The organism is Cellulophaga baltica (assembly GCF_900102165.1).
GTDB classification, from domain to species: domain Bacteria; phylum Bacteroidota; class Bacteroidia; order Flavobacteriales; family Flavobacteriaceae; genus Cellulophaga; species Cellulophaga baltica.
The window spans coordinates 170633-195655 of the sequence record NZ_FNBD01000004.1; the positions used below are offsets into that span (position 1 = coordinate 170633).

The 25023-nt window shown below is 34.1% G+C and carries 21 protein-coding genes; 16 read left to right on the forward strand and 5 right to left on the reverse strand.

The window, feature by feature from the left end:
- The first annotated feature begins 8 nt into the window (after window positions 1-8).
- The 3 genes from BLQ19_RS08570 to corA all read left to right on the forward strand — a co-directional run bounded on the left by BLQ19_RS08570 (window position 9) and on the right by corA (window position 3497).
- Window positions 9-1400, forward strand: coding sequence for a M16 family metallopeptidase (locus tag BLQ19_RS08570; protein ID WP_254788294.1), 1392 nt, complete (start codon window positions 9-11; stop codon window positions 1398-1400).
- Window positions 1401-1584: 184 nt separating this feature from the next.
- Window positions 1585-2379 carry a tRNA pseudouridine(38-40) synthase TruA gene (gene truA / locus BLQ19_RS08575; protein ID WP_074538052.1) on the forward strand — a complete coding sequence of 265 codons (795 nt, stop codon included), beginning with the start codon at window positions 1585-1587 and terminating at the stop codon, window positions 2377-2379.
- A gap of 32 nt (window positions 2380-2411) precedes the next feature.
- Window positions 2412-3497, forward strand: coding sequence for a magnesium/cobalt transporter CorA (corA, locus tag BLQ19_RS08580; RefSeq protein ID WP_074538053.1), 1086 nt, complete (start codon window positions 2412-2414; stop codon window positions 3495-3497).
- A gap of 5 nt (window positions 3498-3502) precedes the next feature.
- Here the strand turns inward: corA and cysM are convergent, their stop codons facing one another.
- Together cysM and epsC are read right to left on the reverse strand one after the other, a co-directional pair.
- Window positions 3503-4390: a cysteine synthase CysM gene (cysM, locus tag BLQ19_RS08585; RefSeq protein ID WP_074538054.1), complete on the reverse strand. Its 888-nt coding sequence runs from the start codon at window positions 4388-4390 to the stop codon at window positions 3503-3505.
- Window positions 4380-5174 carry a serine O-acetyltransferase EpsC gene (gene epsC, locus BLQ19_RS08590; protein ID WP_025615499.1) on the reverse strand — a complete coding sequence of 265 codons (795 nt, stop codon included), beginning with the start codon at window positions 5172-5174 and terminating at the stop codon, window positions 4380-4382. The genes cysM and epsC overlap by 11 nt, the downstream gene beginning before the upstream one ends.
- A 96-nt stretch (window positions 5175-5270) precedes the next feature.
- Between epsC and BLQ19_RS08595 the strand changes: the two genes are divergently transcribed.
- Entirely contained in the window at window positions 5271-5951 is a 681-nt protein-coding gene (locus BLQ19_RS08595; RefSeq protein ID WP_074538055.1) for a DUF2461 domain-containing protein, read from the forward strand.
- Here BLQ19_RS08595 and BLQ19_RS08600 read toward each other — a convergent pair.
- Window positions 5943-6350 carry a hypothetical protein gene (locus BLQ19_RS08600; protein WP_025615497.1) on the reverse strand — a complete coding sequence of 136 codons (408 nt, stop codon included), beginning with the start codon at window positions 6348-6350 and terminating at the stop codon, window positions 5943-5945. The two genes, BLQ19_RS08595 and BLQ19_RS08600, sit on opposite strands and share 9 nt — an antisense overlap.
- A 251-nt stretch (window positions 6351-6601) precedes the next feature.
- Here BLQ19_RS08600 and BLQ19_RS08605 point away from each other — a divergent pair, with 251 nt between their 5' ends.
- From BLQ19_RS08605 to BLQ19_RS08635, 7 genes are all read left to right on the forward strand, one after another.
- Window positions 6602-6997, forward strand: a complete 396-nt coding sequence (locus BLQ19_RS08605; RefSeq protein WP_024481203.1) for an acyl-CoA thioesterase — start codon at window positions 6602-6604, stop codon at window positions 6995-6997.
- Window positions 6998-7410: 413 nt separating this feature from the next.
- On the forward strand, window positions 7411-9186 hold the full coding sequence (locus BLQ19_RS08610; RefSeq protein ID WP_074538056.1) for an ATP-binding protein: 1776 nt from the start codon (window positions 7411-7413) through the stop codon (window positions 9184-9186).
- Window position 9187: 1 nt separating this feature from the next.
- The gene (locus BLQ19_RS08615; RefSeq protein WP_074538057.1) at window positions 9188-9559 is read left to right on the forward strand and encodes a response regulator; all 372 of its coding nucleotides are present in this window, start codon (window positions 9188-9190) and stop codon (window positions 9557-9559) included.
- A 15-nt stretch (window positions 9560-9574) separates the two neighbouring features.
- Window positions 9575-11602, forward strand: coding sequence for a HEAT repeat domain-containing protein (locus BLQ19_RS08620; RefSeq protein WP_139150225.1), 2028 nt, complete (start codon window positions 9575-9577; stop codon window positions 11600-11602).
- Window positions 11595-13025, forward strand: coding sequence for a glycosyltransferase family 2 protein (locus BLQ19_RS08625; protein ID WP_074538059.1), 1431 nt, complete (start codon window positions 11595-11597; stop codon window positions 13023-13025). Before BLQ19_RS08620 ends, BLQ19_RS08625 begins: the two co-directional genes overlap by 8 nt.
- Before the next feature lie 2 nt (window positions 13026-13027).
- Window positions 13028-15418 (forward strand): sulfatase-like hydrolase/transferase, encoded by a 2391-nt coding sequence (locus BLQ19_RS08630; RefSeq protein ID WP_074538060.1) that lies wholly within the window; start codon window positions 13028-13030, stop codon window positions 15416-15418.
- Between the two features lie 22 nt (window positions 15419-15440).
- Window positions 15441-16649: a YaiO family outer membrane beta-barrel protein gene (locus BLQ19_RS08635; RefSeq protein ID WP_254788296.1), complete on the forward strand. Its 1209-nt coding sequence runs from the start codon at window positions 15441-15443 to the stop codon at window positions 16647-16649.
- Window positions 16650-17065: 416 nt separating this feature from the next.
- Here BLQ19_RS08635 and BLQ19_RS08640 read toward each other — a convergent pair whose 3' ends face one another.
- On the reverse strand, window positions 17066-17929 hold the full coding sequence (locus tag BLQ19_RS08640; RefSeq protein WP_024481196.1) for a sigma-70 family RNA polymerase sigma factor: 864 nt from the start codon (window positions 17927-17929) through the stop codon (window positions 17066-17068).
- 145 nt (window positions 17930-18074) lie between these two features.
- On the opposite strand from BLQ19_RS08640, the gene BLQ19_RS08645 reads away from it, so the two are divergent.
- From BLQ19_RS08645 to BLQ19_RS08665, 5 genes are all read left to right on the forward strand, one after another.
- On the forward strand, window positions 18075-18587 hold the full coding sequence (locus BLQ19_RS08645) for a DUF6155 family protein (RefSeq protein ID WP_074538061.1): 513 nt from the start codon (window positions 18075-18077) through the stop codon (window positions 18585-18587).
- Between the two features lie 120 nt (window positions 18588-18707).
- The gene (locus BLQ19_RS08650) at window positions 18708-20219 is read left to right on the forward strand and encodes a DEAD/DEAH box helicase (protein ID WP_025615489.1); all 1512 of its coding nucleotides are present in this window, start codon (window positions 18708-18710) and stop codon (window positions 20217-20219) included.
- A gap of 9 nt (window positions 20220-20228) precedes the next feature.
- On the forward strand, window positions 20229-21458 hold the full coding sequence (locus tag BLQ19_RS08655) for a glycosyltransferase (RefSeq protein ID WP_074538062.1): 1230 nt from the start codon (window positions 20229-20231) through the stop codon (window positions 21456-21458).
- A gap of 125 nt (window positions 21459-21583) precedes the next feature.
- Window positions 21584-22426, forward strand: a complete 843-nt coding sequence (locus BLQ19_RS08660) for a 1,4-dihydroxy-2-naphthoyl-CoA synthase (protein WP_175444418.1) — start codon at window positions 21584-21586, stop codon at window positions 22424-22426.
- Window positions 22427-22684: 258 nt separating this feature from the next.
- The gene (locus tag BLQ19_RS08665) at window positions 22685-23299 is read left to right on the forward strand and encodes a DEAD/DEAH box helicase (protein ID WP_074538063.1); all 615 of its coding nucleotides are present in this window, start codon (window positions 22685-22687) and stop codon (window positions 23297-23299) included.
- A 214-nt stretch (window positions 23300-23513) separates the two neighbouring features.
- On the opposite strand, the gene BLQ19_RS08670 is transcribed toward BLQ19_RS08665, so the two are convergent.
- Window positions 23514-24842, reverse strand: coding sequence for a serine hydrolase domain-containing protein (locus BLQ19_RS08670; RefSeq protein WP_074538064.1), 1329 nt, complete (start codon window positions 24840-24842; stop codon window positions 23514-23516).
- Window positions 24843-25023: the final 181 nt, after the last annotated feature.

Sequence of the window (25023 nt, forward strand, 5' to 3'; positions counted from 1 at the left end):
CTTATACTATGAAACATACTATAAAAACTATCATTTTCTCTGTATTGGCACTGCTTATGCTTGGTACTGCTGCAGCTCAAGAAAAATTTAAACTTCCCGAGTACACTAAGTTTCAATTAAAAAACGGATTAACCGTATATTTAATGGAGCAACACGAGGTGCCACTTATTTATTTATCAGGCGTTTTTCCAGCAGGAGCAATTTACGATGATATAAGTAAAAGTGGATTAGCGAATATAACGGCAGAATCTTTGGCCTTAGGAAGCAAGAACTTTACCAAGGTTGAGATCGAAGAGAAGGTAGATTTCTTAGGGGCGACATTAAATGCTGGAGTTGGTTTAGAGTTTGCATATTTGAATGCATCGTTTATGCAAAAAGACCAGAAGGAAATACTAACTATTGTAAAGGATATTTTATTAAGTCCTACTTTTCCTCAAGAAGAATTGGATAAAATTTTAAGTAGGAGGTTGGTAGAATTAGACCAAAGTAAAGAGAGTCCTAGATCGGTTATAGGGAATTATTATAACAGCTTTATTTTTGGAGAGCACCCATATAGCCATACAGAAAGTGGTATAAAATCGGCTTTAGAAACAGTAACTAAAGCAGATGTGGTTAATTTTTATAAAGAAACGTATAGTCCCAAAGCATCTGCTATTGCTATTGTGGGTGATTTTGAGGCAAAAAGAATGAAAAAGCAAATGGAATCTTTATTTGGCGCTTGGAAGGCTACAGAGATTCCTAGTTTGAAGATGCCAGAGATTATAAAGCATAACAAGTCTCGTGTTTTAGTTGTAGATAAAGAAGATGCAACAGAAACCACTTTTTATATAGGAGGACCGGGTATCGCTAGAAATAACTCGGATTATGTAGGGCTAGAGGTTATAAATACAATTCTTGGAGGTAGGTTTACTTCTTGGTTAAATGATGAGTTACGGGTAAATTCAGGGCTTACTTACGGTGCCAGTAGTTGGTTTTCTCCTTATAAGTTTGGCGGTACCTTTACTATGGCTACATTTACAGCCAATGAAACAACAGAGCAAACAATAGATTTAGCTTTGGCCACTTACAAAAAACTTCATGAAAAAGGCTTGGATCAAGAAGTGTTATTATCTGCTAAGAACTATGTAAAGGGGCAGTTTCCGCCCAACTATGAAACCAATAGCGACTTGGCAGGTTTATTGACGGATATGTTTACCTATGATTTTGATGAGGCGTATATTAATACATTTAGTGACCAAGTAGATGAATTAACGGTTGAGAAAGCTGGGGAATTAATTGAAACGTATTTTCCAAAAGATAATTTACAGTTTGTTTTAATAGGTAAAGCCTCTGAAATAGGGGAAATGGCTAAAAAATACGGAGAAGTAGAGCAAGTAGAAATTACGGCAGACGGATTTTAAAATCTGATTTAATTTTTATAAAACCCCATCATTAGGAACAATGATGGGGTTTTTATTGCGCTACATTCTCTATCAATATTGAAATTCTACGGCGAATGAAATTTGAAAACAGTTAGATGCGCGCAAAAAGAAGTAGGTCATATGTTTTATATAAATAGTACTTTTACTTTAGATTTATTATTACATGCAAAGAATCCGTTATTATTATCTTGTTAAACTTCAATTTTTAGGTTTTAGATACAGTGGTTGGCAGAAACAACCAGATCAAAAAACTATAGAAGCAATGTTGGTAAAAACGCTGAAGTATATTTTAGCAGATCAGAAGTTTAAAATATTAGGAGCGGGGAGAACAGATGCTAAAGTTTCTGCTTTAGATGCAGCGTTTGAACTTTATTTAGATGACACTCCAATAGCTGTACTTGATGATTTTTTAGAATTATTTAATAAAAATCTTCCTCCAGATATTCGAGTGATGAGTATTAGAGAGGTAGATCAAGCATTTAATATCATTCAAAATAGTAAAGAAAAAGAATATATTTATTTGTTTGCTTATGGTAAAAAAAGCCATCCATTTTGTGCTCCTTATCTCGTTACTTTTTTAGATGATTTGGATCTCAATAAAATGAATCGCGTGGCACGTTTTTTTGAAGGGACACATAATTTTAAGTCCTACACGGCTAGGGTACAGGAGAATACAAAGGTGATTAGAACCGTTACTTCATCTGAAATAAAAGAGAATACAATTTTGCAAGCTAATTTTTTTCCAAAGAAAACGTATGCATTTCATGTTAAAGGAGAAGGGTTTATGCGCTATCAGATTCGGATGATGATGGGAGTATTGGTACAAGTCGGAAAAGGTGAATTGTCTGAAGAAGAGGTCTTAGATTCTTTAAAAGAAGAAAGTAATATGAAGCTTCCGTTTGTGGCTCCCGGCTCTGGCTTAATTTTAAATCAAGTAGATTTTAATATCTTAGACTAGCGTTAAGCTTGTTAAGAAACGAATGTTTTATAATGAAGAAACCAAAGTTTAAATTGAGAACTAAAAAACCTTCAAAACTTCATAAAATTATGGGGAAGGCACCTGGTACGGTAACGTATATGGGGCAAAGAGAAGGGGCAAAATCTATTTTATCTGTAATTAATTATGACGAGAATACCTTAGATATTCATGAGGTAGTTGATTTAGGACAGATAGATTTTCATCAAAAATCAGAATTTACTTCATGGATAGATGTTGTAGGGCTTAGTGATGAGTTATTCATAGCGGAATTAGGGAAGTTGACTCAAATAAACCCTTTGGTATTAGAAGATATTGTTAACACGCAGCAACGGCCAAAAATAGATGAGTACGAAAATTACATCTTTGGTGTTTTTAAAATGTTGTACCTGAATGAAAACCAAGAAATTGTTAGTGAGCACCTCGCGATGGTATTAATGGAGTCTTCTGTAATTGTTTTTCAAGAACTGCAGGATGACGTTTTCGATGGTTTACGAGAGCGTATCAAATCAAAATCGGGAAGAATCCGAACACGTGGAGCGGACTATTTATTTTTCGCATTGCTAGATGCAGTGGTAGATAATTACTTTGTAATTCTAGAGCACATCAATCATAGAATTGAGATGCTAGAGGATGAAGTATATGATAATCCAACCAATGATGTGGCTCATAGAATTCAAGAACTAAAGAAAGAAGTGCTTAAATTAAGAAGACAAATAGCTCCTGTTAAGGAATTAGTAGGTAGATTATTAGATTCTGAAAGCTCTTTAATTACAAAAGATACAAAACTGTTTTTAAGAGATGTTCAGGATCATTGTATTGAAATAAATGAGAGCCTTCAGATTTATAGAGAAATGTCTATGAGTTTGATGGAAATGTATATGAGTAATATGAGTAATAAAATGAATGAAGTCATGAAGGTGCTAACCATCATGGCTTCCATATTTATTCCGCTTACTTTTATAGCTGGTGTTTATGGAATGAATTTTGACCATATGCCAGAATTGCATTCGGAGCATGGGTATCCCATTGTATGGGGGGTAATGATTGCGATGTTTATTGGCATGTTAATCTACTTCAAACGCAAAAAATGGCTTTAAAAGTGCTACTCATCAAATAAACCAGAAGATAAGTAACGATCACCCCTGTCACAGATTATGCTCACAATTACACCGCTCTCTAGTGTATTTGCTAATCGTATGGCAGCCGCTGTAGCGCCACCGCTACTCATGCCTGCAAAAATACCTTCCTCTTTGGCTAGTCTAAGTGTCATTGCTGTTGCTTCATCTTGACTCACTTCTAGAACAGTATCAACCTTAGAGGCATTAAATATTTTAGGTAGATATTCTTGCGGCCATTTTCTGATGCCCGGAATACTAGAATTATCAGTAGGTTGTACGCCTACTATTTGTACGGCGTTATTTTGTTCTTTCAAATAGGTAGAAGTACCCATTATGGTTCCTGTAGTGCCCATTGATGAAACAAAATGCGTTACTTTTTGGTTCGTATCTCTCCAGATTTCTGGACCTGTAGACTTGTAATGCGCTTTCCAGTTGTCATCATTTCCAAATTGATTTAACATCACAAAACCCTGATTTTTCACTTTGTCTTCCGCGTAATCTCTTGCGCCTTCAATTCCAATGCTAGAAGAGGTAAGGGTTACGGTTGCTCCGTATGCCCTCATGGTTTGTACGCGTTCTACGGTAGCATTCTCAGGCATTACCAATTCTATGCTTAATCCGTAGATATTAGCTATCATAGCTAAAGCAATTCCAGTATTGCCGCTAGTAGCTTCAATCAATTTTGTATCTGTAGAAATATCTCCACGATCTAGAGCACTTTTAATCATGTTTAAAGCGGCTCTGTCTTTAACGCTCCCACCTGGATTTTGCCCTTCAAGCTTAAAATAGAGCTTTACATTAGGGTTGGTGTTCAAAACACGAGATTCTACAAGAGGTGTATTTCCTATTAAATTTATAATGTTATGAGACATTTGGAGCTGTTTTAATTTTAATTTCTGAAGTGTGGTAAACGGTAGAGTTTGGCGGTACAGAAGAGGTTATGAAAGCATTTCCTCCAATAATACTATTAGCGCCGATTACAGTTTTACCACCAAGAATAGTAGCGTTTGCGTATATGGTAACGTTATTTTCAATGGTAGGGTGTCTTTTGGTCTTGCGTAAGTTTTTAGCAACATAAAGTCCGCCTAACGTTACTCCTTGATAAATTCTGACATCATCCATGATGATAGCGGCTTCTCCTATAACCACACCAGTTCCATGATCGATGAAAAACGATTTTCCTATCTGTGCTCCGGGATTGATATCTACGCCAGTTTGCCTATGGGCATACTCAGTCATTAATCTAGGTACTAAAGGAAACCCTTGTACGTATAATTCATGTGCTAGCCTGTAAATAGCAATCGCGTAAAAACCTGGATAAGCCATATAAACTTCTTCAATAGAAGAAGATGCCGGGTCGCAATTAACAAATGCCTGCGCATCTAGGTTAAGTTTTTCTAGAACTTCGGGCAATTTAACTACGTAACTCTCCCAAACCTTCTTACAAGGCTTATCAATTTCCCAACAACCTAGTTCTACCAATTCATCAAATAGACGCTCTAAGACGTCCAAATTTTCTTCTACAGGGGTGTCAATGTCAAAAAGCGTGTAGAACAATTTATCGGTAAACTGTTGAACCTTCTCTTTTAACTTAAACCTTAGGTTAGGTTGTGTTTTGTGTTGATTTATCTTGTTGATAATAGACTCTGAATCCATAATGCTGAAATGAATATCAAAATTAACCAATATTTTAAAAGACGCTTGCTTAATTTGGTTAAGTTTCTTGTTAAATTCGTTGTAAAAATAAGTCGCATGGCAAACGAAGTACTAACAAAAGAAGTCTTAAATTTTCTAAAACAATTAGAAAAGAATAATAATAGAACCTGGTTTGATGAGCATAAAACTATCTTTAAAACACATGAGAATAAGGTTAAAGACTTATATGGTAGTGTTTTAGAGGGTCTTAGGGCTACGGATGAAATAGAAAAATTAAAAGTGTTTAGGATTTACAGAGATGTGCGCTTTTCTAAAGATAAAACCCCTTATAAAATACATTTTGCAGGATCATTTTCTAGAACAGGAGCAAAATTACGAGGAGGCTATTACATAAGAATAAAACCGGGAGATAGTTTTATTGCGGCAGGATTCTGGGATCCAAACAAAGAAGATTTGTTTAGAATTAGAAAAGAGTTAGAGGTTGATTCAGAAGAGTTTAGAGGTGTAATAGGGGAGTCTTCCTTTAAGAAAGTTTGGGGAGATATTACGGGTGATGAATTAAAAACAGCACCAAAAGGATTTGATAAAGAGCACGAGAATATTGATTTGATACGTAAAAAGCAGTTTATTTTTGTTAAAAAAATGACAGATAAAGAAGTCTTGTCCCCAAATTTTGTGGAAGAGGTGACTAAATCATTTGTGGCAATTCGCCCATTTTTTGACTTAATGAGCGATATTTTGACTACCGATTTAAATGGCACTTCTCTTTTAGACTAAAGCTTCGTTTTCAAAAAATTGAATTTGATTTTTTAGTCGTTCTACCACCATATTCATCATTCTCTTGTTTAAGGCAGAGGAGTTTTGGATGTAATCTTGATACTCTTCAACGGTAAATTGTCCAATAATCATCCCTTTCAGGGAATTACGGAATTTTATATCTTTTTGAATAGCATTCTCGATATACAGAAATCGTTTCTCTATAGAAAGACTGTAGTAGCTGTTCTTGTGTTTTTTAATATAGTTTTTGAAAACATCGAGTAATAAAGGATTCTGTAGTTTTAGTACAGGGCGTAATGTTTTGTTTTGGAAGTACTCTTCGATACTCATGGTATCAGAAATTCTAGCCGTAGCAATGACAGGTCGAATCTTTTTGAGACTGTGTGATCTTTCGTTCATCAGTTCTTTTTTTTTAAAGATAAGATTAAGATTTCTTGAATTTGACCCTCCTTACATTTACTTTTTAACGGGTTTATGAACAATTGAATTCTTATGGAATAGGAATTTGAGTATTTTCTTCAATCAAAATTATTAAATTAGAGAATTCTATCTACTGATAATTCGGGATTCGGAAATTGGCAAAACTTTGCGAATTAAGATTATTTTACCCTAAAATACTTTATTAATTTTGCACTCAAAAAGATATAATTATGAGATTTCACACAAGAAAATGGGTTAAACCAGAAGACTTAAATGCCAATAATACATTGTTTGGAGGAAGGGTTTTGGCTTGGATAGATGAAGAGTGTGCCTTATATAGTATTATTCAATTAGAGAATAAGAAAGTGGTTACTAAATACATGTCGGAAATTAATTTCATGAGCACCGCTGAAAAAGGGGATATAATTGAAATTGGTATTGAGGTTGTAAAATTTGGAAAATCGTCTTTAACCTTAAATTGCGAGGTTCGTAATAAAATGAATCACGAAACTATAGTGACAGTAGACAATATTATCATGGTGAATTTAGGTGAAGATGGCAAGCCTTTGTCACATAATAAAACAAAAATAGAATATGTTAAAGATAGATTAGCTGCTCAGTCGTAATTGACTGATTTTAAGTTGTTTGTGTTAAATTATTGTATAGTTTAGTTAAAGAGTTAAACATTTTTATTTCAGCTTCTTTAAGATGTACATGTCATAGACTCTTCGTAGTCTGCTTAAGTTCTACTTATTTAAATATTTAAAAATCAGATTGTTATGAATAGCAATCTGATTTTTTTTTGTTTCAAATTTTAATTTATATAGATGATTGACGCGCTTTTTAGGGTGAACGGCATCTATATAAAGCCTTCTTACTTCATCTTTATCGAGTTACACAACAGTATTGGTTTGCTAGGTAACATTTAATTGTGTAACCATCAGTATTTCAGCAATTTTATAATGTGAATGTTAAGATCAACCTATCAAATAACATATTTCACAAAAAAAAATAGAGTAGTAACCCAAATTTATTTATTTTGAAATCTAACGAATTACTTTCGTACATATCTGACTTAGAGTCAAAACTGAATAGTTTTTCTTTTGAAGAACTTACTTCAGATGAGGCAGTTAGATTAAAAAATTCTTTCCAAGCTTTCAAAGAAAAAATAGAAGCTAAAACACAAAAAAAGGAAAGAGTCGATTCTGTAAGAAGGGTAAAATCTCTAAATGGGAATCTAAAAAAAAGAAAGAAGGCGGTTACTACCTCAAATGAAGAACAGCTTATTGCTAGGGTCAGCCATGAAATAAGAACACCACTCAATGGCATCGTTGGTTTTACGGAATTACTGTCAGAAAGCAGCTTGACCGAAGATCAGAGTTCCCATGTACAAGCTATAAAAGGTGCCTCTAATACACTATTAAATTTAATAAACGAGTTATTAGAATATTCTAAACTTACTTCTGGCACAGCCTATTTTGAATCTGTTGATTTTAATTTTCATAACATTGTTAATGATGTTTGCTACTTATGTGAGACACTCATTGTAAATCCTAAAATTGATTTTAATGTAACTTACTCGGAGGCTATACCTGAAAATTTAATTGGTGACCCTTCTAAATTATCGCAAGTGCTTTTAAACTTGATAGGTAATGCTATAAAATTCGTGGAAGTTGGTAGTATACATTTAACCATAGATGTAGTTAAGAAGATTAAAAGCAAGGTGATTTTAGATTTTTCAGTAACGGATACAGGAATCGGAATAGCGGAAGATAAGTTGACTACTATTTTTGACTATTACAAGCAAGCTTCTGATGATACCCAAAAAAATTATGGAGGTACAGGCTTAGGGCTTAGTATTGTAAAGCATATTATAGCATCTCTAAATGGTGAGATTTCTGTAGCGAGCGAATTAGGTGTAGGTACTACATTTAATTTCTCTTTACCTTATGAAATAGGGCAGCCTAAAGATTTTGTTTCCAATGTTCTTGTAGATGAAGAAATTCTGGAGCAAGAGCGCCAAGTAGGAAAACTTAATATTCTTGTTTTTGAGGATAATACCATGAATCAAAAATTAATACAGAACCGCCTCAATAATTGGGGGTGTTCTAATTTTATAACAGATGATTTAACAGAGGGTGTTGCCATCCTCGAACATTATAAAATAGATGTTATTTTAATGGATCTACGGATTCCGGTAACCAGTGGTTATATTGTGGCCAAGGTAATCAGAGAGCATCAAAATGATCGCATTAAAAACTTGCCCATTATCGCTTTAACGGCAGATTTTTCTATTAAAGATAAGAACCTTTGTGCAGCTACGGGTATTAATGATTATTTATTAAAACCCTTTGACTCCAAGGTATTGCTTCAAAAAATTACAAAAAATACAAATACATTTAACCAAATTGACCCCATGAAATCCCCCCAAGTAATTTCAAAAATCAATGCAGTAGAGTCCTGTAACGTCAACCTTTCTGATGTTATCGATGATTGTTTAGGCGAAGTAGAAATGCTAGAAGAATTAGTAATGCTTTTTAAACAAAACATAGTTGAGTTTATTGGTAAAACCAAAGTAGATTTAAAAAACGCTGATATTAAAGGAGTGCAATTTAATACGCATAAGATTAAAGCAGGTTTACGGATCATGAGAACAGACGGTTTGCTTCGTATCGCAGAGCAAATGCATAAAGTATGTTTAGATGACCAAGATTTTAAATACCTAAATTTTCTTTTTGATTGTTTTGTAAAAGAGTATCCGGTGATTGAAAGTGAAATAGCAACAGCTATAGCGGCATTTAAAAAAGATAAATAATATGGATGCGATAAAATTGCTGTTGGCAGATGATGACCAATTACTCGCATCTCTTTTAGACTTTCGTTTAAAAAAGGCGGGATATAATGTCAAAGTCTGTACGGATGGCAAAAGTGTAAAAAAATATTTAGAAACAGAAAGGCCAGATATTATCGTGTCAGATATAATGATGCCTTACTTTTCAGGCTTAGAAATAACAGATTACGTACGAAACGAATTAAAATTATCAGTTCCAATCATTATCCTATCATCCGCAGGGAATGAGGAGAATGTATTGAGCGCATTTAAATTGGGTGCTAATGACTTCCTGTCAAAACCAGTAAGCCCCGCCGAATTACTACTTAGACTCCAGAAAGAGCTCGCAAGAATCTAATTAAAATAAATACATTTGAAGTTCCCCCAACTCAAAATATTTCATTTGATAAGTGCCCCTAAGATCCATACGGATATTTTGTGGGATTTATCTGCCTTTTTTGTAATACTTGCGGTGTTATATTTTGTAGCTATTTTTTTCTTTAGAAGTAAATTCCTAAAGAAGTCTGCAGATACCAACCGGCGTAAAAATGTTTTAGCGCCATTAGTCAGTGAATTCTTGTTTTATCAAGAAGAAGAAGGGTCTAAGGAGGAAAAGAAAAGTTACATACAGAAAAAAGTAGAAATTAGAGAGCTTATAAAAGATCCTATAAATGAGATGGTCTTGACAGAAATTCTTCTTGACCTTAAAAAGGATGTTTCTGGAGATACTCGAAAACAATTATTTAAACTGTACAAAGATTTAAATTTAGAATTGCGCGCATTTGAAAAGCTTAAAAGCTGGAAATGGCAAAAAATTTCACAAGCAATGTTTGAGTTAACTCAAATGCAGGTCGCAGAATCTTATGATTTTATTAGTGGGTTTATTAATGATAAGAGATCTGTAATTCGTAAGCAAGCAGAAATTTCATCGGTTACTCTAGATAAGGATGGATTATCATACTTCTTAGATACTACTACCTATCAAATTTCAGAATGGCAGCAACTTAAAATTTTAGAAGTACTTTCTAATTATGATGATTTTGAGGCGCCACGATTTTATAGATGGTTAACCTCTAAGAATAAGCATGTCGTATTATTTGCCTTGAGGCTTATAAAACATTATGACCAGAATGATTCAAGAGGTTCTATAGTAACTTTAATCAGGCATAAAAATAATAGCATTAAATTGGAAGCTATAAACTGTATAAAACAATTTTATATTGTTGAAGCAAAACCAACACTAAAGGCTGCTTTTTGGCGTAATAAGGCAAATGTTAAGCTGGCAATTTTAGATACATTGGCTGAATTTGGTGATAAAGAAGAGATTTTATTTTTGCTAGATGTAGCGAATAAAGAAAGTAATTTCACCGTAAAAAGTAAAGCCTTAAGCGCTATAAATTCTATTCAACCAGAATATATTATACCTACAGAAGATATTGAGTTATTTGATGAGGACGCGGAAGAGCCACCATTAAATTTTAATACACCTACAGAATTAACAGCAGATAAGGAAAATCTACCTGAAGAAATACAAGAAGTTTCTGAGGATACATTGCCACAAGTAGATATTATAGACCGGATGTATGCGGCTATGGTCGAATTTGTACCAAAGGAAATTCCGATAAACGAGCAATTGGTAGATCAAGAGATTTCCGGGGTAGAGTTAGAGCAGCTTCTCCAAGAGAAAGCTACCCTTGGTTGTATTGCAGATCTTCCTTTTGAAGAAGAAATAGATGCTGCTATAAATGATACAGATGACGAAATTTCTGTTTTTTCTGAAGAGGAACAGTATGAAGTTTGTAATTCTACAAAGGAATTATCAGCAAGCTATCAAAGTATTTTCAAATCTTTGTTCGAGAAATCAGATGATGACTGTAAGCTATTGTTGTTAGATGAGATGCTTACATTGGCAGATGAAAAAGATCTACCTTTTTTAAACAGTCTAACAAATTATCCCAACCCTATTATAAAGGATAAAGTTGCTTTTATTAAAAAAGGATTGCATGAAAGATTGGAAAAGCCTGAGCCAGCTGAGGGTATTGAAGATTCGGTCTTAGAGGTGTTGAATGAGATTTCAGAAAATTCCTATATCGATGAAAGCCAAATGATAGATGATGTCATAAAGAAGGAATCCATATGCGCACTAAAACCTCGAGTAGCGAAAAGTTTAAAATCTATGGAGCTTTGCTTCTTAGAAGATGATATTGGAGCAAATTCTTTAGATCTTTTTGATATTAATTTCCAGATTGATGCTACAACCGATGAATTCAGATCCTCTGTACGATCCACAGAAACTGCACTTACTACAGAACATGAGCAAGCATTAACAAAGGAAGAGCATGGTTTTTTTCAAAAGTTTTTAGATTTTCCAACGACGCTAACAGATAAGCTAAATGGATAGTGGGTTTTTCAATATCATTTTAGAATATATAAACATTGTTTTCTTTGTGTTTACAGCGGTTTTGTTTACCCTTTTTACAATTATGGGGTATTTGTCTACAAAAGGCTCTTTACACTATAAAAATAAAAATAGTTTTGGCGATTTGTCTAAAGTTATGGCATCCCCATTAGCACCAAGTCTTACGATTGTTGCGCCCGCATTCAATGAGGGAATGACCATTGTAGAAAATATTAGATCACTACTGTCATTAAAATATGTGAACTACGAAGTAATGGTAGTGAATGATGGTAGTAAGGATGATACACTTCAAAAAATGATAGATGCCTATGATTTAGTGAAGATAGACCAACCTATAGATCCTAATTGGAAGTCTAAACCTATCCGAGGAATCTATAAGTCTACGCAACAGTCTTTTTCTAAGCTTACTGTAATAGATAAGGAGAATGGAGGAAAATCTGACGCCTTAAATACTGGAATGCAACTATCAGAAAATCAGTTTATTGGTTGTATAGATGTAGATTGTTTATTGCTTCCAGATGCCTTGTTGCATGTGGTAAAGTCTTTTTACCAACGTTCAGAAAAACGTGTAATAGCGGTTGGAGGGGTTATTCGTGTGGCAAATTCTTGTGTTATTAACGGAGGGGCCTTAGAGGAAATTCGCTTACCTAAAAACTGGTTGGCAAGATTTCAGCTTTTAGAATATACCAGGTCATTTTTATTAGGTAGAATGGCTTTTGGTCGGATGGATAGTCTTTTGATTATTTCAGGAGCCTTTGGTTTTTTTGATCGTGAAATTGCCTTGGCCTGCGGTGGTTATGATACCCATACCGTAGGGGAGGATATGGAAATAGTCTTCCGGATGCGCAGATATATGGTAGAACATAAATTACCGCATACGATAGAATACATTCCAGACGCCCTTTGTTGGACCGAGGTTCCAGAGAGTAGAAAAATACTGGTAAACCAACGAGATCGTTGGTCTAGAGGGAATTTTGAAACGCTTTACAAACATAGAGATATGTTTTTTAATCCTAAATATGGTCGTTTAGGGATGATTAGTTATCCTTATTGGTTTTTTTATGAATGGTTAGCTCCATTGTTAGAGTTTTTTGGTTTCTTTTCTATCATCTTATTTTACTTTTTGGGGATTTTAAATCTCCCATTCTTTCTAGCCATTACAACGATGATTTACATGTACTCCATCATGTTTAGTTTCTATGCTATTCTATGGGAGGTGTATTCCTATAATGAATATAAAAATGTGAAAGATATTCTAATCTTGATGGGGTGTGCCTTGATAGAGCCATTTGTGTTTCATCCAATTGTTGTCTTTGCAGCAGTTAGAGGTAACTATAAAAAGTTATTTAAAATTAAATCTGGTTGGGGAACAATAACACGTAAGGGGTTTGCAAAAACTACGTAATCATGGAAGTTAAGGTAGATGTACTTCGCAAAGCGACATTAAGAGGATATACGCGGTTAATGCTAGCTTATTTATTTTGCCTTGTATTGATTTCTGTTTACCAATATATAGCGCTCTATCTTAAAGGGGTTACAGACAGTATATTTGGAATGAGCTTTTTCTTAGCTGTAATTCACCATATAGGTTTTAGTGCACTGATAGCTTTATTGCTTGTAATTCCATACCGTTTATTAGAGCATTTAAAACCGCGACTAGGAATTAAATCTATTTTCGGAGTTGTTGTCCTTTTATTAGTAGTTGAAGCATTGCTGGTAGGGTATTATACGCGTACCTATATTCCTATGGGAGCAGACCTATTAAGTTATTCTTTACAAGACGTTTATACGGCTATTTTAAAGACGAGTAGGTATGGTGTGCTGCCTGTAATTACATTAGGGTTTATCATACTCGCTTTTTATAGTTTTTTCAAATTCACAGGTTCATTTTATCATTATATAAGTAAAATGTTTCCATTTACGATTGTGTTAATGAGTTTATTCTTGACCACGCTATTTACCGAACGTAAGCCTATAAATGATAATAAAATACAGCATTTAGTCTATCATTTAATAACAACATCTCTAGATAAAACAACATATATAGCAACAACAAAATTTCCATTACTGCAACCAAATAAACCTGAAGATGTATTAGGTGCTTATTTTAATCTTCAAGAGGAAGCGCCAAATTTAGTATTCATTATTGTTGAAGGTTTAGGTCAGGATTTTGTAGGTAATGAAGCTGAATTTGGAGGTTTTACGCCTTTTATTGATGAATTAACTCAAAAATCGCTTTATTTTGACCATTTTCTAAGTAATACGGGAAGAAGTTTTGGAGTAGTTCCTTCTTTGCTAGGATCGCTACCCTTTGGTAAAAGCGGATTTTTGGATGTTCAGGAAATGCCGAATAAACTGACCTTATTTGGAGTTTTGAAAGATAACGGATATCATACTAGCTTTTATACCGGAGCAAATAGTTCGTTTGATCACTTAGATCAGTTTCTAAGGAGTGAACGCGTTGATGTTATCATAGATAAGAGTAAGTACGAAAGAATTTATAATTTACAACCTGCGGATGCTGCAGGAGCATCTTGGGGGTATCCGGATAAAGAATTATTTGAAAAAGCATTATCGGTTCATAAGTCAGACCATACACCTAGATTGGATGTGTTTACTACCTTGACAACACATGAGCCATATCTGACTCCTAATCAAGAGTATTACGATACAAAGGTTGGGCGTATTTTGGATAACTCTGAGCGTTATGATTCGCGTACGCAAAAAATAATCTCAAAAAATAGAGCTATTTTCAGTTGCCTCCTTTATGGTGATGATGCGCTGCAGAATTTTATGACGGCCTACCAGGAGAAGCCCTCTTATAGCAACACAATTTTTATTATTACAGGAGATCATAGATTGGTACCTATTCCGCAACATAATACTTTAACTCGGTATCATGTGCCTTTATTATTTTTTAGTCCTATGCTGAAAGACCCTAAGAAAATTAGCGCAGTTTCTTCTCATGTAGATGTGGTGCCAAGTGTATTGGCAATGTTAGCTGCAAATTATGCAATTGATTTACCTCGTGAAACTGCTTGGTTAGGATCGGGATTGGATATGCATTCTACTTTTCGCATCGTCAAAAACATCCCATTGCTGCGTAATAAAAATGAGCTAAATGACTATGTAGCACAAGATAAATATTATACGAATGGAGATTTGTTTCGTATTAAGAAAAATATGGAATTAGAAGAGCTAGTCGCAGATAAAGGGCCCTATGAAAAACTGTTGCATGATTTTAAGGGCTTAAATAACTATGTGATTGCTGAAAATAAAATAGTACCCGCCGAACTTGTGTTACACAAAGTGCAGCCAGAAAATTTCACAAAAGAAGAGACTGTATGGATCAATAGTCAATTTAATGGAAGAGATTTTGATAATGCTTATGAAACGGCCAAACAACTTGCCTTTGATGGAGACTATGATAAAGCTTTATTATTGCTAAAGTTTATAGCGTCAAAAGTTCCAAGCCATATTGATGCTAAAATTTTAAAAGGCCGCATACATGCTTGGCGTAAAGATTTTAAAACAGCTTCTGTTGTATTAGAAGCGTGTTTGAAAACCAATCCTAATTATGACGATATCTACTTGGCCATGCTAGATGTTTATTTCTGGTCTAATGAGAATGAGAAAGTATTGCTTCTGTTTGAGAAAATTCAAGACAATAAAATAAAGAATATAGAAGTTACTAAAAAGGTAAAGAGATCATACCAAATACTTCAAGATAAAGGCAAAGAGTCTAATACCTTAATTGTAAATGCGGCTATTGAAGCATTTACGGCTTCAGAGATTTAAAATGTATATAAAAAGAACTTACTTGGTACTAATTTTATGTGTAACACTATTCTGTGTAAATGCACAAGAGGCTGTATATTCTGGTGATGCGGATGCTTCTTTTTTAAATGCGCAGGCAATTGCTTTTGCAGGAAGTAGGTCAGAAGCCAGAGATACCTTGCAGTTTATTCTTTCGAAGTATCCAAATTACACAGATGTGCGTACACTTCTTGCAAAAACATATAGTTGGGATGGTGCTTATGATGAAGCTAGGAAACAATTTAATATTATTACCTCATTAGAAAAACAAAATAAAGAAGTTTGGGTAGCTGCTATAAAGAATGAAATTTATGCTGAGAATTATACTACCGCAGTAGGTTTATCTAATAAAGGTTTGTTATATCTTGTTGATGATGCAACACTAAGTGCATTAAAAGAAGAAGCTATTGCCGCTATCACAGCTTTACAAATGCCCGTATCTCTTCAAGAATTAGATACACTGCAAGTAGCAGTAATTGAGCCAAAAAACAGCATTGATATTTCCGGGAGTATAGATGTTTTTGATAAGGTGTATGATCCTATGTATTTGACGAGTATAAGTTATACGAGACATACAAAATATGGGAGTATCATTCCTCGTATTAATTATGCCAATAGATTTAATACTAGTGGTGTTCAGTATGAAGTTGATGCGTACCCAAAATTTTCTGAAAAAGTATACATCTATACAAATTATGGTTTTTCTGATGCTAGTATTTTTCCAAAGCACAGAGGAGGGGCAGAGTTGTATGTAAATTTACCTAAGGCCATGGAGGTTTCTTTAGGGGCACGATATCTTAATTTTGTAACGAGTGATGTTTATATCTATACCGCATCTTTTGGTTTGTATAGCGGAAATTATTTTTTCTCTGTTAGGCCTTATGTCACGCCATCAGAAGGCAATACCTTTAGTGTTTCAGGTTCTTTGCTAGCGCGAAAGTACTTGAAAGATAAATACAATTATATTGGCGGTAATTTTAATTATGGATACACTTCAGACCTCAAACAATTTAGAAGCGGTACCACGCTGTTAGCAGAAACCTTGTTGTATTTAGAAACACAACAATTAAATCTAGAATACCAGTTTACCATTAAAAACAATCCTAACACCCTTAAAACAATGCTGGGAGTCACTAGACAAGAGTTGAGTTTTGATCCAGGCAAATTTTTTATTGCAGGAACTTTAGGTTTTATCTATCAAGTTAAGTTTTAAACATATTCACTATTTCTTCGAATTACGTTGACAACAAATTTCCCTAGTTTCACCACAATAAATTGTAACACTTCTACTATTCTTATACATTTATCATGTAATTAACCCAAATCTTTTAATTATGCTTTACGATACCTACGGCGATGAATATTTATCATTCTTACAAGATCTCAATGAGATTTTAAGTTTAAATGAATTAGTAGAATTAGATTTTTTCTAAAAAAAAAGAGAGGCAGTAACGTACAAAAAAAACAAACCTATGGCAAACAAGAATCAAGAAAACTCAGCTTATGTAAATTTCATCAACAATTTGAATGAAATTTTAGGAAATTATAATATCAACGAATTAAGTCGTTCTTAGAAAAAGAGAATTGTACATATAAAAAAGGCTCGCAATTTGCGAGCCTTTTTTTATTTTAACCTAAATAGGTTTTGAGTATTTTACTTCTAGAATTATGTTTCAGCTTACGAATAGCCTTTTCTCTAATTTGACGCACACGCTCACGTGTTAAATCAAAAGTCTGACCTATTTCTTCTAAAGTCATAGAGTGTTGGTCTCCAATTCCATAATAAAGCTTCACGACATCTGCCTCACGTTGAGAAAGAGTTTCTAAAGCTCTATTAATCTCAATATTTAAAGACTGTTGTAATAATTGCTTATCAGGGTTAGGAGATTCTCCAGAACCAATAACATTATACAAGTTAGAATCTTCACCTTCTTTTAAAGGGGCATCCATAGATACGTGTCTTCCTGTATTTTTAAGTGATTGCTGTACTTCACTTACTGTCATTTCTAGTTCCTTTGCAATTTCTTCTGCAGAAGGTGGTCTTTCATGAGCTTGCTCTAAATAAGAAAATGCTTTCTTAATTTTATTGATAGATCCAATTTTATTCAGCGGCAAACGTACAATACGCGATTGTTCTGCTAAGGCTTGTAAAATTGCTTGTCGAATCCACCAAACAGCATACGAGATAAATTTAAAACCTCTTGTTTCATCAAAACGTTTGGCAGCTTTCACTAAACCAACATTTCCTTCATTAATTAAATCTGGTAATGTAAGACCTTGATTTTGGTATTGCTTCGCAACAGATACCACAAAACGTAAATTCGCTGTAGTTAATTTTTCAAGGGCTACCTGATCTCCTTCTCTTATTCGTTGCGCTAAGTCAACCTCCTCATTTGCGGTTATTAAATCTATTTTACTGATATCTTGCAAGTATTTATCTAATGATTTAGACTCTCTATTGGTTACCTGCTTAATTATCTTTAGTTGCCTCATATATTTATCTATTGTTCGAACTGACATTATACACTTTTTTTTTGACTTTTCCAAATATTGGCGTAAATAAAAAAAAATAATTGAAATAAGTTTATGAGATATGAAAGCTTGTCTTCATTGTTTTTGCTCCCTATATTTGTGGGGTATGAGTAAAACAGCCCTAAAGAAATTTGTCTCAGAAGCACCTAAAAAAGAATTAGAAGCGCAGCTTGTAGATTTGTATGAAAGGTTCCCAGTCGTTAAAGAATATTATGATTTTACTTTCAATCCAAAAGAAGATAAACTTATTCAGGCTGCTAAAATTAAAATTTCAAATGAATATTTTCCTGTTCGCCGTAAGCGGGCACGTGCCAGAAGATCTATCGCTCAGAAATTTATAAAACACTATTTAAAGCTAGGTGTAGAAGCTCACCTCTTAGCAGATCTTATGCTTTATAATTTAGAAATTGCACAATCGTTCTCATCGGAAAAGAATGTGGCAGATACGTTTTATAAAAGTATGCTGAACTCTTTTGATCAAGCAGTAGTGTATATATCACAAGAAAATTTATTACAAGATTTTAATAAAAGAATAGCAACTATATATAATACTGTAGAAGAACAGCATTGGCCTAATCTAGAAGAATTTTCTAGAGTTTTAGATAAAATTGATACATAAATAATTTATTTAAGAACTAATATTTTATTTAAGCACAAAAATCTGCTAGTTTTGTAAAATTGGCATTTTCGTACATGAGTTACAGAAATATCAACTAAAAATTTAAAGATAGGGCAACATTTGAAGTTAGAAAAGCAGACCACGGAGAAGACACTTTACGATTATCAGTTAGAAGATTTGAATACTATTTTTACGTTTTTAAATGAATCTGATGATAATGTTAACCTCTTATATCAATTACCGACAGGTGGAGGAAAAACAGTGGTTTTTTCAGAAATAGCGCGCCGTTTTATTAACGAGCGGAAGAAAAAAGTAATTGTACTTACGCACCGTATAGAATTGGGGGCTCAAACCTCAAGAATGCTTAAAACATTTGGGGTAAAAAATAAAGTAATTAATAGTAGTGTCAAGGAACTTGTAGATCAAGATGAATACATGTGTTTTGTGGCGATGGTAGAGACCTTAAACAATAGGCTACAAGAAGAAAAAGTAGAACTTAATGATATTGGTCTTGTTATTATAGATGAGGCGCATTATAACTCGTTCCGTAAGCTTTTTAAATATTTCGAAAATTCTATTATTTTAGGGGTTACGGCAACACCTCTAAGTTCTAATATTAAGCTTCCGATGAAGGATAACTATAAGAAGCTTATCATTGGGGAGTCTATACAATCATTGATTGATAAGAACTTTCTAGCCAAAGCAGAGGTATATCATAAAGATGTAAGTTTAAAGACCTTGAAACTTGGTGTTGGTGGAGATTATACCGTGAAATCTTCCGACGAGCTCTATGGAAATTTCAGCATGGTGTCTAAGTTAATATCAACCTATGAAGAAATTGGGAAGGGTAAAAAAACATTAATTTTTAATAACGGAATTAATACGTCTCGATATGTTTATGAGTCTTTTAAAAAGGCAGGTTATAACATTCGCCATTTAGACAATAAGAATACTGCTTCTGAGCGGAAGGATATTTTAAAATGGTTTTCTGAGACTCCAGATGCTATTTTATCTTCGGTTAGTATTTTAACTACTGGTTTTGATGAGCCTACAGTAGAAACTATCATCTTAAATAGAGCTACAAAATCACTCACCCTATACTTTCAAATGATAGGTAGAGGTTCTCGTATCTTACCGAACAAAGATACGTTTACGGTGATCGATATGGGAAATAACGTGGCCCGATTTGGAATGTGGGATGCGCCTATAGATTGGAAAGAAATTTTTCATTTTCCAGATTTCTACTTAGAGAATATTAGAAATGATGAGGAAATAGAGCGCGACTTTGTATATGAAATGCCTGATGATTTACGGGCTCAATTTTCAAAATCGTCAAACTTAAGTTTTGATGTAAAAGCAGAATATAAAAAGGTTTTTGCTGAAGGGAAAAAATCTAAATTGGTTTTAGAGCGCAGTATAGATCAACATGCTAGAATTTGTATAGAGAATAGTGAAGATGTTTTTGATGCTCGTATTTTAGCCAAACAACTAAAAGATGATATTGAGTATAGAGTTCGTTTGTATTCCTACTGTATCATGAATAATACAAAAAACTATAAGGAATGGCTTGCAGAAGACTATGAGCGTAAATTGCGTTTAAAAATCTCACAAAAATTTTCCGAGAAGTTATAGTAAAATCAAATGCAAAAAGTATTATTTATAGGTGTAAATTGGCCAGAGCTTACGACTGCTGCTGGAACACGTATGATGCAATTACTTCAAGTTTTTCTGAAAAGAAATGACCAGGTAACTTTTGCAAGTACTGCTTCAGAATCCGACTTTAGTATTGATTTAAACGCACTGCAGATTACCAAAGCTCCAATTAAACTGAATAGTACCTCTTTTGATGTGTTTGTATCAGATTTACAACCAGATATTGTCATCTTCGATCGCTTTATAATAGAAGAGCAATTTGGTTGGAGAGTAGTTGCACATGCGCCTAATGCGCTCCGTGTTTTGGATACGGAAGATATTCATAGCTTGCGCAATATCCGTGAAGAATTATTTAAAAAACAAGTTTCGTTTTCTTCTAAATTATGGTTGCAAACCGATATGGCTAAACGGGAAATAGCCAGTATATATCGCTGTGATATCAGTTTAATTATTTCCACCTTTGAAATGGAGCTCTTGCAGAAAAGAGCTAAAATAGATTCGGCACTCTTACTACATGTACCGTTTATGGTAGAGGCACTTTCTGAGGAGCAAGCATCGTCCTACCCAGATTTTTCAGCACGGAAAGATTTCATTTGTATTGGTAACGGTAAACATGCTCCTAATGTAGATGCTGTTTTGTGGTTGAAAACTAAAATTTGGCCGCTAATTAAAAAACAACTACCAGAAGCCAATTTGCATATTTATGGTTCTTATTTAGCGCAACAGGTGGTACAAATGCATAAACCAAAAGAGGGTTTTTATGTTAACGGTTTTACTGAAAATTTGGAAGACACATTTGTGCATGCTAGATTAAATCTTGCTCCCTTGCGTTTCGGAGCAGGGATAAAAGGGAAGCTATTAGATAGCATGCGTTTTGGTACGCCAAGTATCACTACGCCAATAGGAGTAGAGGGTATGGCAGATGGGTTGCCATGGAATGGAGCAATCGCTATAGATGAGGTAGATTTTGCAGCAAAGGCTATCGCATTGTATACGAATGAGGCCAAATGGATAGAAGCCCAAGAGAATGGATTTAAAATTTTACAAACCAATTATGATGCTGTCCGTTTAGAACATCAATTTATAACAGCCTTAGAAAAAATCCAGAAAAACCTAATACGCCACCGGCAAGAAAACATTGTGGGCAATTTGTTGCTGCATCAAACAATGCAGAGTACCAAATATATGGCTAAGTGGATTGAAGCTAAAAATGCCTAAGTATTAGAATTAACTTTTTTTGCGGTCTTAAATTATACCTGCTATCTCTTTACATACCATTTGTATTTAAGCAAACTATCCATATATTTTCTCTTATCTTTGAAGTATTAAAGTGAAATTGAAAAATGGAAAAAATCAACTGGAAAACGGTAAAGGAATTTGAAGATATTACCTATAAAAAGTGTGATGGAGTTGCGCGTATAGCATTTAATAGGCCTAATGTGCGTAATGCTTTCAGACCTAAAACGACAAGTGAATTATACCAAGCATTTTACGATGCGCAAGAAGATACCTCAATAGGGGTTGTTTTGCTTACCGCAGAAGGGCCATCTACAAAAGACGGCGTGTATTCTTTCTGTAGTGGTGGGGATCAAAAAGCTAGGGGCCATCAGGGTTATGTAGGTGAAGATGGTATGCACCGTTTAAATATATTAGAAGTACAACGATTAATTCGTTTTATGCCAAAAGCAGTGATTGCTGTTGTTCCGGGTTGGGCCGTAGGTGGTGGTCATTCATTACATGTAGTGTGTGATTTAACCTTGGCAAGTAAAGAATATGCTATATTCAAGCAAACAGATGCAGATGTTACTAGTTTTGATGGTGGCTATGGTTCTGCTTACTTGGCAAAAATGGTAGGTCAGAAAAAAGCACGTGAAATTTTCTTTTTAGGAAGAAACTATTCGGCACAGGAGGCTTACGACATGGGAATGGTAAATGCTGTTATCCCTCATGATGAGCTAGAAGATACTGCGTACCAGTGGGCACAAGAGATTTTAGAAAAATCACCAACCTCTATTAAGATGCTTAAATTTGCTATGAATTTAACAGATGATGGTATGGTTGGGCAGCAAGTATTTGCAGGAGAAGCTACACGTTTAGCCTATATGACAGAAGAAGCTAAAGAAGGTAGAAATGCCTTTTTGGAAAAGCGTAAACCAGATTTTGGTAAAAACAAATGGATTCCTTAAGGAGAGGAAAACAATAGTTTAAAATTTCTTTTATTTTCAGAAATTAAAAAAGACCTATTCAGTGAAGAAAAGGCCTTTTACGAGAACACTATATGAAAATGAAAAATTTTATTCTGTTTTTGTAACACTGCTAAAGTATAGCAGTTCTACATCTTTTTAAAACTATTGTTGTGAACCTATCATTTTATGTGGTGTAGGTTTTAAAAGATGTTATTTAGCTTAAGAAGATTAAAAAATATATTTCGAATACAACAAACTATGTCGTTCAAAAAGTTACAGCCAGAATTAAAAGAGGTCTTAGAAAATCAAGGAATTACCCAGTATACCGATTTTCAAAAAGCGGTACTTTCTAAAATAAAAGGAGGAGCAAGTGTTTTTGGAATTGCTCCAGAAGGTGCGGGAAAAACAACAGCTATTGTTATTGCAGTACTTCAAAAATTAGAGTGCAAAGCTTTTGAAGATGCTCCTAGAGCCTTAATCTTTGTAAAAGATAAAAAATCGGCCTTAGAATTAGCGGCAGAGTTTGAAATATACACTAGAAGAATGGATATTCGGGTGTACTGTGCTTACGATGAACAAAGCATAGAGGACCAGCGTGCAGATATATATGACGGGGTAGATGTGGTAATAGCGACACCAAAACGTTTAAATAAAATATTTTACCTCAACGGTATTAATCTTGGGGCTCTAAAAATGTTCATGGTAGAAGATGCTGAATTTTTAATTAAAGCAAGTTCTTATTCAGATTTAATTAGAACACCAGAGAGTTTAGAAAAATGTCAATACATTGTTTTTGGAACTGAGTTTGATGAGCGAATGACTAGAATGCAAGATGCATTTATGGCAAATGCACATATTGTTCAAACGAAGTAAAATTTACTAGTAGTATATATTAAAAAAGAGCTTTAACCATTGGTTAAAGCTCTTTTTACGAGAACACTATATGAAAATGAAAAACTAATCTAATTTCTTTATTACATAGTAAATATACACTTCAAATTAGGGTTCTTGTAACTATTGTTGTCAACTTAGGGATAATTGTGGTATAGCGCTTGAAAATTGTTTTTAACCACATAGAACGCTGTTCTTATTCCTGTATAGCTTTAATAATTTCACTTAAAAATTCATTCACATCAAAAATTGGGTTTTCAGAAAGCCCCATGCGTACTACGACTAAATCTTTTGAAGGCACGATAAAGACATATTGTCCTTGAAAGCCATTGGCTGAATACATGTCTCTAGGTACATCCGGGAATTTTCCACCAGCATTTAGCCAAAAATGTGCTCCATAAACGCCCTCTGAATTTTTTGTAGGAGTTGCTACGTATTTTGACCAATTTTCATCAAACAATTGCGTTCCATTCCAGTTACCTTTATTGAGGTAAAGAATCCCAAATTTAGCCCAATCACGTGTAGTTGCCCATCCATAAGAAGAGCCTACATAATTACCGTCCATATCTGCTTCTAATAACATAGAGTGCATGTCAATTTTATCAATGAGTGTTTTATATGGAAAATCTAGGTATTCTTGTCGATTAGTAAACCGATCTCTTAAAATGCCCGATAGTAAATTTGTAGTTCCTGAGGAATAATTCCAGATTTCTGTTGGTTTAGCGACAGCTTCTTTTTCTACTTGCATTTTCGTCATATCATTAGCTAAAAATAACATTTTAGTGACATCAGATATTCGGGTATAGTTCTCTTCCCAATCTAATCCGCTTTGCATTCGTAACAGGTGGTTCAGGGTAATATTTTTTCGTTCATCCTTTTGCCATTCAGCAATAGGAGCAGGGGCATTTAAATCTATTTTTCCTTGATATTCAAGCATTCCATATAAAGTTGCTAGTACACTTTTAGTCATAGACCAGCCTAAGATTTTGGACTCTTTTGTAAAGCCTTTTGCATATTTCTCTCCAATAATCTGACCTTTGTGGTAGATTAGAACACTTCTTGTTTTTTTTATAGCTGGTTCAGAAAAAGCATGTTCTAGGGCTGCCTGTAGTTTTGTGAAATTTACATTTGTCAATAAACTATCAGTCCCTAGTTTAACTTCAAAAGGATATTCAGATGTACTGGTGTTAGTTCTATTGGGTTGCAGGTACGGCTGGTTTTCATCATAAGATTCATTTACTAAGACACATCCTAAGCCTTCTCTGTAAACTGTTTTCCTTGGCATTAGTCCAAATACAGTACCTATAGCACTTTTAGCGCTAAGTTCTACTTTAGCTAATTTAATAAGGGGAACGTTATTATCATTTTCGGCTACAGATCCTGGAGTTCTATCACTTATAAAAACATTTGAGGCCATGTTTTTTGAAGCAAAACCAGCGATTAAATTTAATTTAGGATAATTTAAGTAGCCAATGACAAGCAGTGCAAGGGCAAGTATTATGAGAATTCTTTTGAAAATTTTCATTGAAAACGAATTTGTAGATTTATTGTATCTTTAATTAACGTATAAATATAGCTAATAAATAAGGCTTTAGTGAGCTAGAATATAACAAGTGTATGTATATTGATTTTACAGTGTAACGCGCTTGCAAGAGGTATCAAAGAAGAAGTACTTTATTGCGGTAAAAAAGGGTTAATGCTATAAT

Coding starts and splice junctions, on each gene's coding strand:
- BLQ19_RS08570 (WP_254788294.1), top strand. CDS start 9: ATGAAACATACTATAAAAACTATCATTTTCTCTGTATTGGCACTGCTT.
- truA (WP_074538052.1), top strand. CDS start 1,585: ATGCAAAGAATCCGTTATTATTATCTTGTTAAACTTCAATTTTTAGGT.
- corA (WP_074538053.1), top strand. CDS start 2,412: ATGAAGAAACCAAAGTTTAAATTGAGAACTAAAAAACCTTCAAAACTT.
- cysM (WP_074538054.1), bottom strand. CDS start 4,390: ATGTCTCATAACATTATAAATTTAATAGGAAATACACCTCTTGTAGAA.
- epsC (WP_025615499.1), bottom strand. CDS start 5,174: ATGGATTCAGAGTCTATTATCAACAAGATAAATCAACACAAAACACAA.
- BLQ19_RS08595 (WP_074538055.1), top strand. CDS start 5,271: ATGGCAAACGAAGTACTAACAAAAGAAGTCTTAAATTTTCTAAAACAA.
- BLQ19_RS08600 (WP_025615497.1), bottom strand. CDS start 6,350: ATGAACGAAAGATCACACAGTCTCAAAAAGATTCGACCTGTCATTGCT.
- BLQ19_RS08605 (WP_024481203.1), top strand. CDS start 6,602: ATGAGATTTCACACAAGAAAATGGGTTAAACCAGAAGACTTAAATGCC.
- BLQ19_RS08615 (WP_074538057.1), top strand. CDS start 9,188: ATGGATGCGATAAAATTGCTGTTGGCAGATGATGACCAATTACTCGCA.
- BLQ19_RS08625 (WP_074538059.1), top strand. CDS start 11,595: ATGGATAGTGGGTTTTTCAATATCATTTTAGAATATATAAACATTGTT.
- BLQ19_RS08630 (WP_074538060.1), top strand. CDS start 13,028: ATGGAAGTTAAGGTAGATGTACTTCGCAAAGCGACATTAAGAGGATAT.
- BLQ19_RS08640 (WP_024481196.1), bottom strand. CDS start 17,929: ATGAGGCAACTAAAGATAATTAAGCAGGTAACCAATAGAGAGTCTAAA.
- BLQ19_RS08645 (WP_074538061.1), top strand. CDS start 18,075: ATGAGTAAAACAGCCCTAAAGAAATTTGTCTCAGAAGCACCTAAAAAA.
- BLQ19_RS08655 (WP_074538062.1), top strand. CDS start 20,229: ATGCAAAAAGTATTATTTATAGGTGTAAATTGGCCAGAGCTTACGACT.
- BLQ19_RS08660 (WP_175444418.1), top strand. CDS start 21,584: ATGGAAAAAATCAACTGGAAAACGGTAAAGGAATTTGAAGATATTACC.
- BLQ19_RS08665 (WP_074538063.1), top strand. CDS start 22,685: ATGTCGTTCAAAAAGTTACAGCCAGAATTAAAAGAGGTCTTAGAAAAT.
- BLQ19_RS08670 (WP_074538064.1), bottom strand. CDS start 24,842: ATGAAAATTTTCAAAAGAATTCTCATAATACTTGCCCTTGCACTGCTT.